The 15,702-nt window shown below is 69.7% G+C and carries 14 protein-coding genes; 3 read left to right on the top strand and 11 right to left on the bottom strand.

The window, feature by feature from the left end; genetic code table 11:
• The first annotated feature begins 1 nt into the window (after position 1).
• Together RN729_RS11790 and RN729_RS11785 are read left to right on the top strand one after the other, a co-directional pair.
• A complete protein-coding gene (locus RN729_RS11790; RefSeq protein WP_310785028.1) occupies positions 2 to 1,792 on the top strand; it encodes a carbohydrate kinase family protein in 1,791 nt (596 codons plus the stop codon).
• Positions 1,793 to 1,805: 13 nt separating this feature from the next.
• Complete coding sequence (locus RN729_RS11785) at positions 1,806 to 2,294, top strand: nuclear transport factor 2 family protein (protein WP_310785027.1); 489 nt, start codon at positions 1,806 to 1,808, stop codon at positions 2,292 to 2,294.
• Positions 2,295 to 2,325: 31 nt separating this feature from the next.
• Here the strand turns inward: RN729_RS11785 and RN729_RS11780 are convergent, their stop codons facing one another.
• The 11 genes from RN729_RS11780 to RN729_RS11730 form a co-directional block, all read right to left on the bottom strand.
• Entirely contained in the window at positions 2,326 to 3,552 is a 1,227-nt protein-coding gene (locus RN729_RS11780; protein WP_310785025.1) for a hypothetical protein, read from the bottom strand.
• Positions 3,545 to 4,660: a multicopper oxidase domain-containing protein gene (locus RN729_RS11775; protein ID WP_310785023.1), complete on the bottom strand. Its 1,116-nt coding sequence runs from the start codon at positions 4,658 to 4,660 to the stop codon at positions 3,545 to 3,547. The genes RN729_RS11780 and RN729_RS11775 overlap by 8 nt, the downstream gene beginning before the upstream one ends.
• Positions 4,661 to 4,888: 228 nt before the next feature.
• Entirely contained in the window at positions 4,889 to 5,971 is a 1,083-nt protein-coding gene (locus RN729_RS11770) for a fatty acid desaturase (RefSeq protein WP_310785021.1), read from the bottom strand.
• 45 nt (positions 5,972 to 6,016) lie between these two features.
• A complete protein-coding gene (gene queG, locus RN729_RS11765; protein WP_310785019.1) occupies positions 6,017 to 7,126 on the bottom strand; it encodes a tRNA epoxyqueuosine(34) reductase QueG in 1,110 nt (369 codons plus the stop codon).
• Positions 7,127 to 7,128: 2 nt separating this feature from the next.
• Complete coding sequence (gene nth, locus RN729_RS11760) at positions 7,129 to 7,788, bottom strand: endonuclease III (protein WP_310785018.1); 660 nt, start codon at positions 7,786 to 7,788, stop codon at positions 7,129 to 7,131.
• Positions 7,789 to 7,792: 4 nt separating this feature from the next.
• Entirely contained in the window at positions 7,793 to 8,953 is a 1,161-nt protein-coding gene (locus tag RN729_RS11755) for a site-2 protease family protein (protein ID WP_310785016.1), read from the bottom strand.
• Between the two features lie 4 nt (positions 8,954 to 8,957).
• Positions 8,958 to 9,659 (bottom strand): hypothetical protein, encoded by a 702-nt coding sequence (locus tag RN729_RS11750; protein ID WP_310785014.1) that lies wholly within the window; start codon positions 9,657 to 9,659, stop codon positions 8,958 to 8,960.
• A 40-nt stretch (positions 9,660 to 9,699) separates the two neighbouring features.
• Positions 9,700 to 11,187: a sodium-dependent transporter gene (locus RN729_RS11745; RefSeq protein ID WP_310785012.1), complete on the bottom strand. Its 1,488-nt coding sequence runs from the start codon at positions 11,185 to 11,187 to the stop codon at positions 9,700 to 9,702.
• Positions 11,184 to 12,179, bottom strand: coding sequence for an alpha/beta hydrolase (locus RN729_RS11740; protein ID WP_310785010.1), 996 nt, complete (start codon positions 12,177 to 12,179; stop codon positions 11,184 to 11,186). The genes RN729_RS11745 and RN729_RS11740 overlap by 4 nt, the downstream gene beginning before the upstream one ends.
• 10 nt (positions 12,180 to 12,189) lie before the next feature.
• A complete protein-coding gene (locus RN729_RS11735) occupies positions 12,190 to 13,680 on the bottom strand; it encodes a hypothetical protein (protein WP_310785008.1) in 1,491 nt (496 codons plus the stop codon).
• Between the two features lie 15 nt (positions 13,681 to 13,695).
• Positions 13,696 to 15,072: a glycine--tRNA ligase gene (locus RN729_RS11730; RefSeq protein ID WP_310785006.1), complete on the bottom strand. Its 1,377-nt coding sequence runs from the start codon at positions 15,070 to 15,072 to the stop codon at positions 13,696 to 13,698.
• A 138-nt stretch (positions 15,073 to 15,210) separates the two neighbouring features.
• On the opposite strand from RN729_RS11730, the gene RN729_RS11725 reads away from it, so the two are divergent.
• On the top strand, positions 15,211 to 15,702 hold a 492-nt coding region (locus RN729_RS11725), incomplete at its 3' end, for a dienelactone hydrolase family protein (RefSeq protein ID WP_310785004.1).

Here is a 15,702-nt window from a genome sequence, read left to right as displayed (position 1 = left end):
CATGAGCACCCGGCCACGGCTCCTCGTGGTCGGGAGCCCCTCTCTGGACCTCCTGCACTTCGGCGGCCGCTCCGTGCGGTCCGCCGGAGGCGCGGGACTCTACACGGCGCTCGCGGCGCAACGGGTCGGGGCCGAAGTCACGGTCGTCGCGCCGCGGCCGGATCCCATGCCGGCGGAACTCGAACCGGCGGACCGCCTCCTCGACTGGCGGGGCCCGCCGGTGCCGCCCTCCGCGCTCCCCCACTTCGAGATCGAGTACTTCCCCGACGGCCGGACCGTGTATCGCCGAGCGGTTCGCGGTTCCGAGGGGGACATCCGCTACGGCGACATCCCCGACGCGGGACCGGGGGCCTTCGCCTACGTCGTCCCTCTCCTCGACCCGGAGCTGCAGCTGGGGTTCGCGCGGCGGCTGTCCGCTGCGGGCGTGCGCGTGGGGTGCGGGACGTACGCTCCCGGGATCCGTGCGCACCCGGAGGTCGTCAGGCGGGTCGTGGGGGCATCCGACTACTTCTTCTGCAATGCGGAGGAGGCCGGCCTCCTCTTTGGGTCTCTCGACGACGTGGGCGTCACGCCGGGGCACGCGGTCTTCGTCACCCGGGGGGCGCGGGGCGCTCGCGTCGTCCTGGGCGACCACTCGATCGACGTCGCCGCCCCGGAGGTCGAGGAGGTGGATCCGACGGGCGCCGGCGACACCTTCTGCGGGACGGCGCTGGCCCGGCTCGCGGCCGGAGACCACCCCGCCATCGCCGCGCGCGTTGCGGCGGCCCATGCCGCCCGGACGGTGACGGGCATCGGTCCGGCGCCCCTCCTCTCGGACGGCCCGCCGCCGCGGGCGCCGCGAGATGCCCGGGTCCGCCTCGACGGGGAACGCGTCCGGCGCGTGGCCGGCGTCATCGCCGCGGCCCCCGAGGCGGCGGCATTCGATTTCATTGGCCCGGATCTTCCCGAACCCGGCAACCCGGCGGCGCTCGATTTCTTCTTCGCCGGGACCGTGCAACAGTTCGGTTTCTGGCACGAGCGCGCGGGCCGCTACGAGGAACCCATGATTGCCTCCCTGGAGGGCCGGTCCCGCAAGGGGAGCGACTACCTGTGGGCCGCCTACCTGCGCTGGACCCGCGAGGCGCCGGACGAACTCACGCCCTCCGGGCAGGCCGCCCTCGACGACGCAAACTTCGATCATCGTCTGCGGGACGACGGAGGACACAACCCGCTCCCCGCGGGCGCCCTCCATCCGGCGTGCGCGCGGGCCTACGGAGACGGCATGCTGGACCTCGGCCTGACCCCGGCGTCGCTCCTGGCCGAAGCCAACGCCGCGGAGCGGCCCCTCGCCCACTTCCTCGCGCGCCTCGATGCGGTCGGCGGATACCGGGAGGACCCGTGGAGGAAGAAGTCCGCCCTTCTCGCGGCGATCCTCAGCCAGCGCCCGGAGCGATTCCTCCGGCTCGGGGAGGGAAAGCACGTGCCGCCGATCGTCGACTACCACTGCCAGCGCAGTTGCCTCCGGCTCGGCGTCGTTGCGGTGACCGACGAGACGCTGGCCTCGAAGCTCGCGAGGCGGGAGGTTGTGAGCGCGGAAGAGGAGGAGGCCGTGCGCGCCGCCTGTTACGAGGCGGTCGGGGAGATCCGGGAGCTGAGCGGGCGCTCCATGGGGGCGGTGGACTGGTTTTTCTTTCAGAACCGGATGCGTTGTCCGGAGATGACGGACCCCGACTGCGCGGCGTGCCCCGCCGACCCGGCGTGCGCGCACCGCACCCGACTCTTTCAGCCGGTGTATCGTACAGCAGCCTATTGAACCGGAGAATCTCATGAGAAAGTTCGGAGCGACGTTGCTTCTCGCCGCCGCGATCCTCGTCACGCCCGCGGCCGTCGCCGCGCAGGATGACGCCGAAGCTGGGGCGGTCGCGGCGGTACAGGCGCTCTTCGACGCCATGGCCGCGCGCGATGGCGATGCGATCCGCGGCCTGCTGACCGAAGGCGCCATGTTCGTCGCCACGGCGGAGACCGCGGACGGCGTCCAGGTCCGGGAGAGCACGGGCGCCGAGTTCGCCGCGTCCATCGGCCAGCCGGGGCCCGCCCTGCTCGAACGGCTGTGGGACCCGCACGTAATGATCGAGGGTCCGATCGCCGTCGTATGGACTCCCTACGACTTCCACGTCGACGGCGAGTTCAGCCACTGCGGAATCGATGCGGTGAGCCTCGTGCACACGAGCGACGGCTGGAAGATCTCGAGCATCGCCTACACCCGCGAAACGGAAGGCTGCGAACCGAGCCCGCTGGGTCCGCCCGGCGGCTGACGCCAGCGGCCGGTCGTACCGGGACGGCTGGCTAGGCGGTCACCATGAGTGCGGTGCCGTACATGACCAGCAGGCCGAGGAGGAGGCCGGTGGCGTTGAGGGGGGTGAACAGGCCCTGCGGCCAGCTCTTCCGGATGAGGCGAGTGACCTCGACGATGACCTGCACGATGGCTCCGGCGCCGAGGGCGAGGAAGAAGGTCGCCAGCGTCGGCGAGTAGGAGAATCCGCCGGCCCACGCTCCAAGGACGGTCGGCAGTCCGGCGATCCCGCCCATGAACGCGAAGTGCCGGAGCGCGGGCCGCCGGTCCGCGACGGGTGCGACGATCGCCAGCCCCTCCGTCGTGTTGTGGAGCGCGAAGCCGATGACGAGGAAGCTCCCGAGCGCGATCTCTCCCAGCGAGAAAGCCGCCCCGATCGCGAGTCCCTCGCCGAGGTTGTGCAGCCCGATGCTGATGGCGATCAGGTACGCCACCGTGAGCCCGCTGCTCACCCCACCCTCGCCCGCACCACCGGAGCCTGCGCCTCGCATGCCGCGTCCGAGGTTCCCGAGGGCCCTCAGACCGACGATGGCGCCGATGAAGCCGACGGCGATCAGCCCGGCTGCCTGGAATCCCTCCGCCACGAGCGCCGAAGCCTCGAGCGTGTCCTCAAGCGCATCGACGACGAGGAAGGCGAGGAGGCCCACGGTGAGGCTGAGGTAGAAGTGGATCCACTTACGGTCGATCCGGCGCAGGAAGGGATACCACAGCAGGCCGATGAGGACGGGAAGCACGCCCGCGTAGAGGCCGAGGAGACCGAAAGTCGTCAGGTAAAGGGCGTTCGGGCGCGGCGAGAGCGTCGCCACCGCCACCTCGTGGTCGAACGTGAGGCCGGTGGAGGTCACGAGCCGGATCAGGTGCAGTTCTCCCTCCACCCAGGGGTAGTCCAGTTCCAGCGTCGCCCGGCCGAGGCGCGGCAGCGTCGCGTCCCCATCGATCTCGAACTGCCAGTAGGCGTCGTCGACGATCACCTGCGCGATGGTGGCCGCCTCGGGGCCTCCATTCACCACGTGCACCCGCATGACGCCGTTTTCCGGGAAGCTGACGCGCTCGATCGTGAGGTCCTCGACGGGCGGGAACGCGTCTCGGAAGGGAGTCGTGGGATCGGCGCCGAAGAAGAACGCGACGAGTCCCGCCAGGAGCGCGAGCGGGAGGAGACCCAGGACCCAGCGCGCCGGACCGCGCGGCCTGGGCCCGGCGCCGGACCGTTCGTCAGACATGGCCGCCATGGCCACCGCGGTCGCGCACGGGCACGCCATCGTCCGCGGCGAGCCGCTCGACCGCCTCGAAGAAGCCCATCCACCCCAGTTCCGCGAATTCGCTCTGGTGCGCGTGGAACATGTGCATGCCGGGGTTCTCGAGGCGGAACTCGAGGACGTGCCGTTCGCCCTGGCACATCATGATCGTGTCCGTGAGCTCGTACTGGTCCGGCCGGGTTCCGGTCCGGAAGACCCTGAACATGCCCGCGTGCAGATGGAACGAGTTGATGAGGTCGAACTCGGTCGTGTTCACGAGATAGATGCGGCACAGGTCGCCCACGCCCACGCGCACCGGATGGTGGTGGTAGTAGAACGCCGAAGTATTGACCGCGTATACCTCGTTGTCCCCGTCCAGGTTGCTGTCGAACGCGTTCATCACCATGACCATCTCGCGCGCCGGTTCCCGGCCTTCGGGCGGATCCACGATGAACGTCCCGTACAGACCCTTATGGATGTGCCGCTTGAGCGGCATCGTGTGGCAGTGGTACAGGTGGAGCCCGAACGGCTTCGCCTCGAACTCGTAGGTGAAGTGCTGCCCCGGCTCGACGATGGGTTCGAAGCCGTCCATCTCCGGCGGGTGCGTGCCATGGAAGTGGATGGTGTGGGGGTGGGAGCCCGCGTTGACGAACTCGACCTGAAGGAGATCCCCCTCCGTGCAGCGCAGCGTCGGGCCCGGCACCTGCCCGTTGTAGGTCCACGCCGGGAAGAAGACGCCGGGCGCGATTTCGATGTCGCGGTCGAGCGCCACGAGTTCCCAGCGCCGCACGACGCGCCCGTCGGCGCGGGTCGTGACCTCGCCGTAGTCGAAATCGGTGAGGAAGGCCGCAGGGTCGAACGTGCCGTCGGGCCCGGGCATGCCGACGATCCCCATCGCCTCCTGGTGCCCCGAGTGCGGGCCCGCCGTGGCGCCAGCCGTTCCCGGCTCGCGCGGCAAGGCGCCGCTGGCCGCCAGCGCCGCGGCCGCGCCGCCCCGGGAGGCAAGATCCAGCACCGTCGCGCCCGATACGCCGGCAACCCCCGCCGCACCAAGCTTCAGCCAGTCGCGCCGACTCAACATCTCCGGCTTCACTCGTCCTCCGAATTTCCCGAGAATCGGCCTGGGGATCGCCGTCCGCAGCGTCCGCAGTCCGATTTTTAGTCTAGGCTAAAAATCGTGATTCGCAAGATGCACGGATCCCCGAGCGGCGTCAACAAGAGCCCGATCGGTCCGTGGTGAGCGGGGCCGCGGCGGGTCGGCCCCGCGCGCGGGGAGCCGGGTCAGTCCGTGGCGGGTCCGCCCTGCGGGTGGCGGGGCGAGTCAGTCTGCGGCGGGCTGGCTTTCGAGGGTCATCGCTTCTACGGCACGAAGGATGCGGGTGCGCGCGGCCTCCCGAGCCCGGTCGAGTTCGGCGACGGCCTCCGCCTTCGCCCGGGCGACGCGCGGGAACTTGCCGGTCCGGACCCGATCCAGCCGCACCCGGGCTTTGGCGGCGGCGCGGTCGAGGCGCACGAGGCACTGTTCCTTGCGGGCGCGCTCGATTCTCAGAAGCCCGGCCTCCCGGGTCCGCTGGATGCGCGACAGCGCGCGATCGAAGCGCCGGTTCACGCGGTTCGCCGAGTCGCGGTAGAACTTCGCCGCGAACTCCCGGGGCGTCGCCGTGCGCGCGTAGAGTACGTTGGCGAGTCGCAGGAGGCTCAGGATCCGGATGTAGAACCAGCCGATGTCGAACTCCCACCAATGCGCCTTGAACTTGGCCGAGCGCGGGTCCGCGTGATGGTTGTTGTGGAGCTCCTCGCCGAGGATCCAGATCCCCCAGGGATAGAGATTGTGGCTGTCGTCGCGAGTCCCGAAGGTCCGGTAGCCGAGCGCGTGTCCGAGGCCATTGATGATGTTCCCCGTCAGCGGCATCCAGAACACCATACACGTCCAGACGATGAGCCCGGGGATGGCCCCGAACAGGAACAGGTCGAGAACAAGCATGAACCGGAGCCCGAGACCGCGGCGCTTCGTGTAGACGTTGCGCTCGATCCAGTCGTCCGGAGTCCCCTTCCCGTACTTCTCAAGCAGCGTGTGGTCTTTCGAAGCCTTCCTGTAGAAGAAGAGCCCGCCGAAGGCGATGTTCGCGAGACCCTCGAGCGTGGGCGAGTGAGGATCGCCCTCCCTGTCGGCGTAGGCGTGGTGCTTGCGGTGGATCGCGACCCACTCCTTTGTCACGATCCCGGTCGTGAGCCAGCACCAGAAACGCATTGCGTGCTCCACGACCGGATGGAACACGACGCCGCCGTGCGTCGCCGAGCGGTGCAGGTAGAGGGTGTTGACCATGTTGGTGAGGTGGCCGGCGACGAGGATCCACACGAGGGCGATCCACCACGGTTCTCCCAGGACCGCATAACCTGGCATGCGTTTTTCTCCTCGGCTCTCGGCATTTTGCTGCGACGGTCCAACCTAACCCTGGAGCACCCCGAGTGCCCACCGGGCGTGTTCCCGGACGAGCGGCGACGGATCCGCGGCGAGACGGCGCAGGATGGGGCGTGCGGCGGGTCTTCCGGCGTTGCCGAGGCCGACGGCCAGGTTTCGGAGGAGCCCGTCGCGGCCGGGGCGGCTGAACGCGGTGCCGCGGTAGCGGATCCGGAACGCGTCGGCGTCGAGAGGCGCGAGCTCCTCAGCCCACGCGACCATGTCCTCCGGCGGCATCGGCTGGCCGGGCCGCGACTCGAACGGCGCCCGGGCCGGAGAGGGCGCCTCCGAGTTCCACGGACACACCTCCTGGCAGATGTCGCAGCCGAAGACCCGGTTCCCGATCGCGGGACGCAACGCCTCGGGGATGGGACCCCGGAGTTCGATCGTCAGATAGGAGATGCAAAGGCGGGCATCGAGCACGCGGCCGTCGAGAATGGCATCGGTCGGGCAGGCGTCGACGCAGCGGCGGCAGGTCCCGCAGCGGTCGTGGACGAAGGGGGGATCGGGTTCGATCTCGAGGTCCGTGAGCAGCTCTCCCAGCATGAAATAGGACCCGAGGTCCGGGTGGAGCAGCATCGTGTTCTTGCCGATCCAGCCCAGACCCGCGCGCTGCGCGTGGTCGCGCTCCAGAACGGGGCCGTAGTCCACGTACCGCTTCGTGCGGGCGCCGGGAGCGAGGTCCCCGATGGCGGCGGAGAGCGCGTCGAGCCGTTCCTCGAACACGTCGTGGTAGTCGCGGCCCCGCGCGTAACGGGCGACGACCGGCAGCCGGCGGTGTGGAGCGGGGTCCCCCCGGTCGGCGGGCCACGGGTCCGGCGCCGCCGTGCCGGCGGGCGTCGATCCGTACAGCAGGCTGACCACGACGAGCGTCCGGCAGCCGGGGAGCGCCTCCCGCGGGTCGAGGCGGCGGCGCACCGCATCCTCGCGCGCCATGTAGGCCATCTCGCCATGATAGCCGTCCGCGAGCCAGGCCTCGTACACCTCCGCGTGCGTCGGGGGCGCCGCCGGAGCGAAGCCGACCTGGTCGAAGCCGCAGGCCCGGGCAGCGGCGCGGACATCCCGCTTCAGCGCGGCGGCGTCCCGGGCGGCGCTCACGTTCACCCGAACTTCCCGGCGCTCGCGCACAGATCGGCCACCGGGCACTCCCCGCAGCGCGGCTTCCGGGCGTGGCAGACCGTGCGGCCATGGAGGATCGACCGCCAGGCGAAGGGGTGCCATTCCTCGCGGGGCAGCACCCTCATGAGATCCTTCTCCACCTTCGGGGGATCGACCTCGTTCGTGAGGCCGAAGCGGTGCGTCACCCGCTTCACGTGCGTGTCCACGACCACGCCCTCGTGGAGCCCGAACGCGTTGGAGAGCACGACGTTCGCGGTCTTCCGGGCCACGCCCGGGAGCGTGAGCAGGTCTTCCATCGTCCGCGGGACTTCCCCGCCATACACGTCGACGAGACGGCGGCCCAGTCCTTTCAGGTGACGCGCCTTGTTGTTGAAGAATCCGGTCGGGCGCACGGCCTCCTGAAGCGCCTCCAGCGTGGCGTCGGCGTACGCGCGGGCGTCGGGATACGCCGGGAAGAGGGTGCGCGTGACCCGGTTCACCCGCTCGTCCGTGCACTGGGCCGAGAGCACCGTCGCGACGATCAGCTCGAGCGGCGTCTCCCACTCCAGCGAGACGGTGAGGTCCGGATAAAGCGCGGCAAGCCGCGGGGACAGCGCCGCGGCCAGCTCGGAACGGGCCTTCCACGAACGAGGCCGGGGCACGGGTTCAGGCGCTCCTCGCCGGCGACGGCCCGAGCGACACGAGCCCCATCCGCTGCAGCCGCTGCACTCGCGCGCTGACCTCGCGCGGGTTGAGCGCGCCGACGACGAACCCGTCCTCGATCACCAGCAGGTATGACACCTGGACTCGGATCCGGAACAGGGCTTCCGCCAGGGATTCGTCGGGACGGGCTGAAGGGAACTCCTCGGCGGGTTTCGTGATCGCGGATACGGGCGTCGTCGCGCGAGCCTCCTCCGGCACCGCGGAAACGGCCCGCGTCTCGACAACCCCGATCAGATCCCCGTCGCGCGACACCGGATACGCCTCCTCCCCGCCGCGTAGAAAGTATTCGGATATCGCCCGTTCGACCGGCAACGTCGCCTCGATCATGCGGGGCCGGGGGTTCATGATCGTCGCGACCGGGATCCGGCGCAGGAGCGTGCGGAGTTCGAAGTGCCGCAGGCTCGACGAGGCCGCATTCACCACGAACCATCCGATGAAGGCCGCCCACACGCCGGAGATGAACTGCCCGCGGCTCAGGTTGAAGAGCCCGAGGACGATGAGCGCGCCGCCGAACAGTCGCCCCCCGTGCGTCGCCCACCGGGTCGCCTTGACGAGATCTCCGGTGACCGCCCACACGATGGAGCGGAAGATCCGCCCGCCGTCGAGCGGAAAGCCGGGGATCATGTTGAAGACGGCGAGCACTAGGTTGAGAAGCGCCAGGAACTCGAGCACCGTGACGACCGGCGCCGGGGCCGCCCAGGCTTCCGCCGCCACCCACCCTCCGTGAAACGCGCCGGCCAGCGCCAGGCTCGCGAGGGGACCCGCGGCGGTGAGCAGGAACTCGTCCAGCGGACGCCGCGCCTCGTCGCGCGCCTGCGCGATGCCGCCGAAGATGAAGAGCGTGATGTGTTCGACCTCCACGCCCCGCGCCCGGCCCGCCAGGGCGTGACCCAGTTCGTGCAGGAGCACGGAGAGGAAGAAGAGGAGCGCCGCCGCCGTTCCCATCGCGAGGTACGTGGAGGAGGGATAGAAGGGCAGCGCCCGCGGGAATTCGCGCGTGGTGAAGGTCCAGATCACGAGCGCGGCGATCGGGAACCACGAATAGTCGATCCGGATGGGGAAACCGAACCAGCGTCCGATCCGGAAGCTGCCGAACAGCGGCACGGCCCTAGCCGTCCTTCGCGGGCAAGGGGTGGGCCGGGCTGGTGAGTTCCACGGCCCGGCGGCCTCCGCGTCCGAAACGCCACCACGGACGGCGGCGGCTCACGACGACGCACAGCCGTCCCGCCGCCAGATTCGACACCTCCACGAACGCGCGGACCGCCGAGGCCGGCGCTTCCACGGCGTAGCGCCGCCCGCGCCATTCGAAGACCGCCTCCTCCGCGCGTTCCGCTACGGTCGACTCGACGAACAACTCTGATTCCAGCCTCACGACGCCGTCCGGGCCGGACGGCACCGCCCGGAAGAAGTCCGGATCGAACGGCTCCCCCGCGAGCCGGCGCAGATTCTGTTCGTGCGCCCAGTCCACGGCATCCAGACCCGCCTCACCGGCGGCCGATTCCCGGTGGTGCAGCAGTTCGTGCAGGATCGTCTCCCACAGCTCGCCCTCCCAGTCGAAGTCGGGATCCTCGCCCGCGAGGGCCCGGAAGGAGCCGTGGTAGAGGACGAGTTCCGAGCGGACATCGCCGTCCCCGCCGGCGCCGCTCGGCCACGCCTCCGTGAGGCACTCCCCCATCGTGTACACCCAGCCGAAATCCGGATGGCTTGCGGCCTCCGGCTCGATCGTCAACCCGTCGACTCCGTCCCGCGCCGCCGCGGGGATCTCGTGCCACATGCGGCGGGCCGCCGTCTCGAACCGGTTGAAGTTCACCGCTGAAGTTCACCGCGCGATCGGACGGTCGCCGCCCCCGTCAGGCTTTTTCCCCCGAAGCCGCCGAGCCCGCCGCGTTGGCGGCCAGCCAGCGGTTGAGGCCCAGGAAGGCGGCGATCGCGATCGCCCATTGGATGAGCACCGTCCCGGCGTTGAACTCGGAGAAGAGCGTGAACGACCCGGCGAGGTCGTTGAAGTCGACGGCCTGCCACAGCCACCAGACCATGATCACGACCGACTGCACGGCGACGAGCCGAATGACGACGTTCCACCAGCGCCCGACCACGAGATCGCTCCCCTCGCTGTTCACGAGCCGCCTGCGGAAGCGGTCCACGCCGTGCCGCATGACCATGACCGAGAAGAAGAGGCCGCTGAGCATCAGTCCGACGCCCCACACCCAGTCCTGGTTCCGGAAGACCTCGATCCAGATCGCCGACGGGAGTCCGAGGACCAGCCCGAGACCGCCGATCGTCAGCACGGCCCGCTTCCGCGCGATGCCCGCGTCGGTGAGGACGCGACTGGCCATCTCGATCATCGCGATGAGGCTGCTCCAGGCAGCGAAGACGAGCGCGAGGAAAAAGAGGACCATGAACACGGAGCCGCCCGGCATGAGACCGAAGAGTTGCGGCACCCAGATGAAGGTGAGGCCCTCGTTCCCGGCCCCCACGATCTGGTCCGCCGCGTTGGGCAGGATCGCGAACACCGTGCAGAGCACCATGATCCCGGCCAGCAGCGACACGGAGTTGTTCCCGAAGCCCAGCATGAAGGCGTTCAGCGTGGTGTCTTCGCGTTTCTTCATGTAGATCGCGTACGCCGTGATCAGCCCCCAGCCCGCCCCGGTGTCCCAGGCGTTCTGTGTAAGGGCCTCGAGCCAGATCGAGGCGTTGCCCAGCATCGCCCAGTCGGGGGTGAAGAGGAACGCGAGACCCGCACTCGCGCCCGGGAGCGTGACCGCCCGGATCGTCAGCGCCAGGACGAGGAGGAGCAGACTCGGAATGAGGAAACGCGCGGCGCGCTCGATCCCCTTCACGCCGCGCAGCACCACCATCACCGCGAGCGCGATCGCGAGGGCGTGCGTCAGGATCGGCCATCCGGAACCGATGAAACCGTCCCAGTATTCCTGCGGCCCCACGCAGGTCGCGGCACCGGCCTCGCAGGGGGCGGTGGGCACGGTCCGGGTGACGGCTCCGAACAGATACCGGAGCGTCCATCCCATCACGACCGTGTAGTAGAACATGATCGCGGTCGAGACGAAGGCGATCCACGCGCCCATCCAGCTGTATTGCTTCCCGGCCAGCTTCGTGAAGGCGCCGATCGGGCCGGAGCGCGCCGCCTTGCCGGTGGCGAACTCCGTGAGGATCAGGGGCACGGACCAGAGGAGGAGGAAGACGACCCACGCGACGAGGAACGAGCCGCCCCCGTTGGAGGCCGCGATGCGCGGGAAGCGCCAGATGTTGCCGGTTCCGACGGCCATCCCGAGCATGGCCAGCATCATCGCGGCCCGGGAACTGAAGACGGGATTCGTCATGCGTCGCCTCTCTCGACTGACGTTTCTTCCTCTTCCGCGCGCGCCGGGAGCCGCCGGAGCCAATCGTCCAGTGTCTCATTGAAGGCGCCGGGGCGCGAAATGTGCGAGCAGTGTCCGGTGCCGCGAATGGGGACGTACTCGGCAGCGGGCAGCAGTTCGGTGATCTCGCGCGCCCAGTCCACCGGACAATACTCGTCGCGTGGGCCCTTCACCACGAGCGCAGGCAGCGCGATGTCCGGCAGGTCCGCTCGCAGATCCACCCGCCGCAGGCCCGACACGCGGCGGTCGGAGACGGTGGGGCGGACGGTGCGCGGCCCGGTGAAGAGCGCGTACTCGATCAGGGCGTCCCGACCCGGCGAGTCGTCGAAGATCCAGACGCCGAGACGGCTCCAGACCCGCGCCAGACCGCGGGAGAGTTCCGTCGGGAGATAGCGGGTCGTCAGCATGGCGAGAGGGATGAGCGCGGCCCGGTTGAAGCCGACGTGGCGGTAGGAGACGCGCGCCAGCGGGTTGCACAGCACGATCCCCCGCAGACGCTCCGGAAACCGGCTCGCGAAGCGCATCGTGATCGCGCTCCCGAGGCTCGTCCCGATGAGCACGAAGCGCTCGACGTCGCGCGCGGCGACGAGTTCGGCCACATCGTCGACCAGGCGGTCGAAGCCATCGGTCGTCGTAAACTCACGCCGCAGATCCGCGCATACGACGCGATGGCGCCTGGCGAAGCTCGGCAGCTGATAGCGGAACGTCTCCTTCGGTCCGTCCGCGCCGGGGACCCATACGAGCGCATCCCCCGACCCGGCATCGATGTACTCGACCTTCTCGCCGTCGGAGTACTCGATGACTCCGCCGGGGAGCGCCTCGCCGGAGCCGTCCCGAACGGGCGGCCGCACCAGCGCCTCGTTGCGGCGCGTCATGGCCAGCCACCACGCGGCGCCTGCGAGCCCGGCCGCCGCGCCCAGCGCGAACCTGCCGGGCCAGCGCAGCCCGCTCACCGCCGTCCGCTCACTGCCAGCGTTCGACGCGCGCGAGCAACATCTCGGGCGTCAGCCCCTCCACGCCGAACTGGGGGGCGAGCTGTGCGGCGTCTTCGCGCCGGCCGGCCGAGAGCACCTCGAGCAGGAACTTGCCCGCCGCGCCCGTGCGGTGCCATTGGGCCCCGAAGCGCTTGTTCAGGCGATCGATGATAATCGAGCTGAGCATCCAGCCCCGCAGGCGCCGCGCGGCCTGGAAGCCACGGCGATGATCCGTGAGGTAGGTGCCCGGATGGTGCGCGAACCCGGTCGCTTCGCTCAGCAGCGCGGCGTATCGATCGGCCTGTTCGCCGGGCCGCTGCGCCCGGGCCAGCTCCAGCTCCCAGAGAAACCGCGCGGCGTCCCGGCGCAGACGGTAGAGCCTGAGGAAGCCCGCGAGTTGCCGATAATCCTCCAGCGCGTCGCCCTTGAGCCCCGTCGCGGATTCGACCCAGACGCGATCAAGTGTCAGCGAGTCGAACACAAGCCCGAAGGACTCGCCGATCGAATCGTCGCCCAGCACCCGCTCCTCCCACGAGAGCGCGGCGGACGCGTGCGTGTAGTGTAGCGCGTGTCCCGTTTCGTGGAGCAGGCGGCGCGCGTCGATCCAGCCGCCCAGCGGACACACGACGAGCCGCACGTCGCCGGGCACGTCGATGACCGCCGTGAACGACCGTTCATCCTTGAGCCGCCGCCGGTCGATGTCGATGCGCACGGAGCGATCGAACACCCGGCCGAGCCCCATGACTTCGATGGCGCGGCGAAGATTCGCGGCGAACGGCTCGATCTCGAAGTGCCGCCCGAGCCGGCGCATCCCCATCAGCCAACGCGCGTCGGCCCGCGAAGGCGGCCCCTCGCGCAGATCGAGGCGAGCCTCCGCCTCTGCGGCGAACATCCGCCGGTAGCGTGCTTCCGTCCCCTCGAGGATCGCCCTCGCATCGCGCTCCAGGCGCTGCAGGTCCAGGCCGGCCAGCCGCTCCCGCGCCTCGTAGTACTCCCCGAGGCCGAGTTGAACCACGGCCTCGCGTCCCCGGTGCACGACATCGAGCCGGAGCGCCGCGGCCTCTTCGATCCGGCGGTGGCGCGCCGCCTCCCACCCCAGCCGCTCGCCCCGATCCTCCGCGCGGACGATCCAGTCCGGGACGCGTCTCAGCGGGATCTCCCGCTCGGCGAGGGAGACGGTCGTCCCGGTCTCCCACAACCGCAGTTCGTCTTCCAGCGGGGCGAGTTCGGCCTCGATCTGCTGGCCCGCGACCCAGTTGAAGAGCGTCTTCAGGCGTCGGCGCTCATCTCCGTGCGCCTCCGAAAGGTCGCGCTGAATCGCCTGAAGCACTCCGGGGCTGCGGAGAAATCGGTGTTGCCCGTACAGCGACGCGATCGAGGACCGCTCGTCCAGCCCGCTGCGGAGCCGGTACCGAGCGCGCGCCAGGGCGCTCTGCAGGCGTTGGGCCCGGTCACGGATCTCCGCTACGCGAAACGGCACGCGCGCCCCGCCCGATCAGGCGCCGCCGATCGCGGCGCCGAGCCACGCCGCGACGCCCGACAGCGGCACGCGCGTCTGCTCGAGCGAATCCCGATCGCGCACCGTGCACGTCTCATCCTCGAGCGTCTGGCCATCGATGGTCAGGCAGAACGGCGTTCCCGCCTCGTCCTGCCTCCGGTACCGCTTTCCGATCGACCCCGCAATGTCGTACATGACGTTGAACTGCCCCCGCAGATCGGCCGCCAGCTTCTCGGCGATCTCCGGCATCCCGTCTTTCTTCACGAGCGGGAAGACCGCCGCGTGGAAGGGCGCCAGCGCGGGCTTGAGCCGCAGCACAACGCGCTGCTGGCCCCCGACGTCCTCCTCGTCGTAGGCGTCGGCCAGCACGACGAGAAGGGTGCGGCTGAGTCCCGCCGAGGTCTCGATCACGAACGGCACGTACTTCCGGTTCGCCGGCTGGTCGAAGTACTCCAGCTTCTTCCCCGAGTGCTCCTGGTGGCGCCCGAGGTCGTAGTCCGTCCGGTTGTGGATCCCCTCGAACTCCTGCCACCCGAACGGGAACCGGTACTGGATGTCCGACGCGTCCCTGCAGTAGTGGGCGAGTTCATCCGGCCCGTGGCGGTGATAGCGCAGCCGCTCCGGCCGGATGCCCAGCGTCTCGACCCACGCCATGCGCCGTTCCTTCCACGTCTCGAACCACTCGTCCTCCGTCCCCGGCGCGCAGAAGAACTGCATCTCCATCTGCTCGAATTCGCGCGTGCGGAAGATGAAGTTCCCGGGCGTGATCTCGTTGCGGAACGCCTTCCCCACCTGCGCGATCCCGAACGGGACCTTCTGGCGCACCGACTCCTGCACGTTCCGGAAGTTGACGAAGATCCCCTGCGCCGTCTCCGGCCGCAGGTAGACGGTCGAGGCCTCGTCCTCCACCACTCCCATGAACGTCTTGAACATGAGGTTGAACTGACGGGGGTCCGTCCACTGTCCCGTAGTCCCGCACACCGCACACTGCTGCGCCTCGGGCTTTCCCGCCTCCAGTTGCGGGAGGTCGTCCGCGCGGAAGCGGCGGTGACAGCTCCGGCACTCGACGAGCGGGTCCGTGAACGCACCCACGTGTCCGCTCGCGACCCACACCTCGGGGTTCATGAGGATCCCCGCGTCGAGCCCGACGATGTTCGGGTGGCGGTACACCATCTCGCGCCACCAGAGATCCTGGATGCGGTTCTTGAGCTCGATGCCGAGCGGGCCGTAATCGTAGACGGACCCCACGCCGCCGTAGATCTCGGAGGACTGGAAGACGAACCCGCGCCGCTTGGCGAGGGACACGAGCTTCTCCATCAGCCCGGGCGGATGCCCCGAATCGGCGGTGGAATCCGTGTTCGTGTTGTCGGTCATGGGTATCTTCGACAGCCGCTCGCGCCGGGCGCGGCGGCGGAATAGGCTGGACGAGGCTAGCGAGCCGCAACGATAGCCGCAGCCCGCAGTCGGTGGCAAAGCGTGATAGGTTCGGGTGACACCAAAGGAGGACTCCCCATGACGGCGCGAAAGAAGGCAAGCGATTTCCCCCAGGAGGTGCTGGCCCTCTTCGATGGCTACGTACACGGCTACATCCATCGGCGAGACTTCCTGGAGGGGGCCGGCAAGGTGCTGGGCAGCGGCGCCGCCGCTGTCGCGGTCCTCCAGGCCCTTCGTCCCAATTACGCATGGGCGCGGCACGTTGCGCGGGACGATGCCCGGATCCGGCAGGAGTACGTCACCTACCCGTCGCCGAGCGGATCGGGCACCATGCGCGGCTACCTGGCCGTGCCCGCCGGCGCGACGGAGCCCATGCCCGCGGTCCTGGTCATTCACGAGAATCGCGGCCTGAACCCCTACATCGAAGATGTGGTGCGCAGGTTCGCCGCTGCGGATTTCGTGGCGCTGGGGCCGGACGCGCTCACTCCCCTGGGCGGCTATCCGGGCAACGACGACGAGGGCCGGGAGATGCAGCGGCAGCTCGACAGGGACGTGATGATGGAGGACTGG

The sequence above is a fragment of the Candidatus Palauibacter polyketidifaciens genome (assembly GCF_947581785.1).
GTDB classification, from domain to species: domain Bacteria; phylum Gemmatimonadota; class Gemmatimonadetes; order Palauibacterales; family Palauibacteraceae; genus Palauibacter; species Palauibacter polyketidifaciens.
This window is presented reverse-complemented; position numbering and strand designations above follow the sequence as displayed.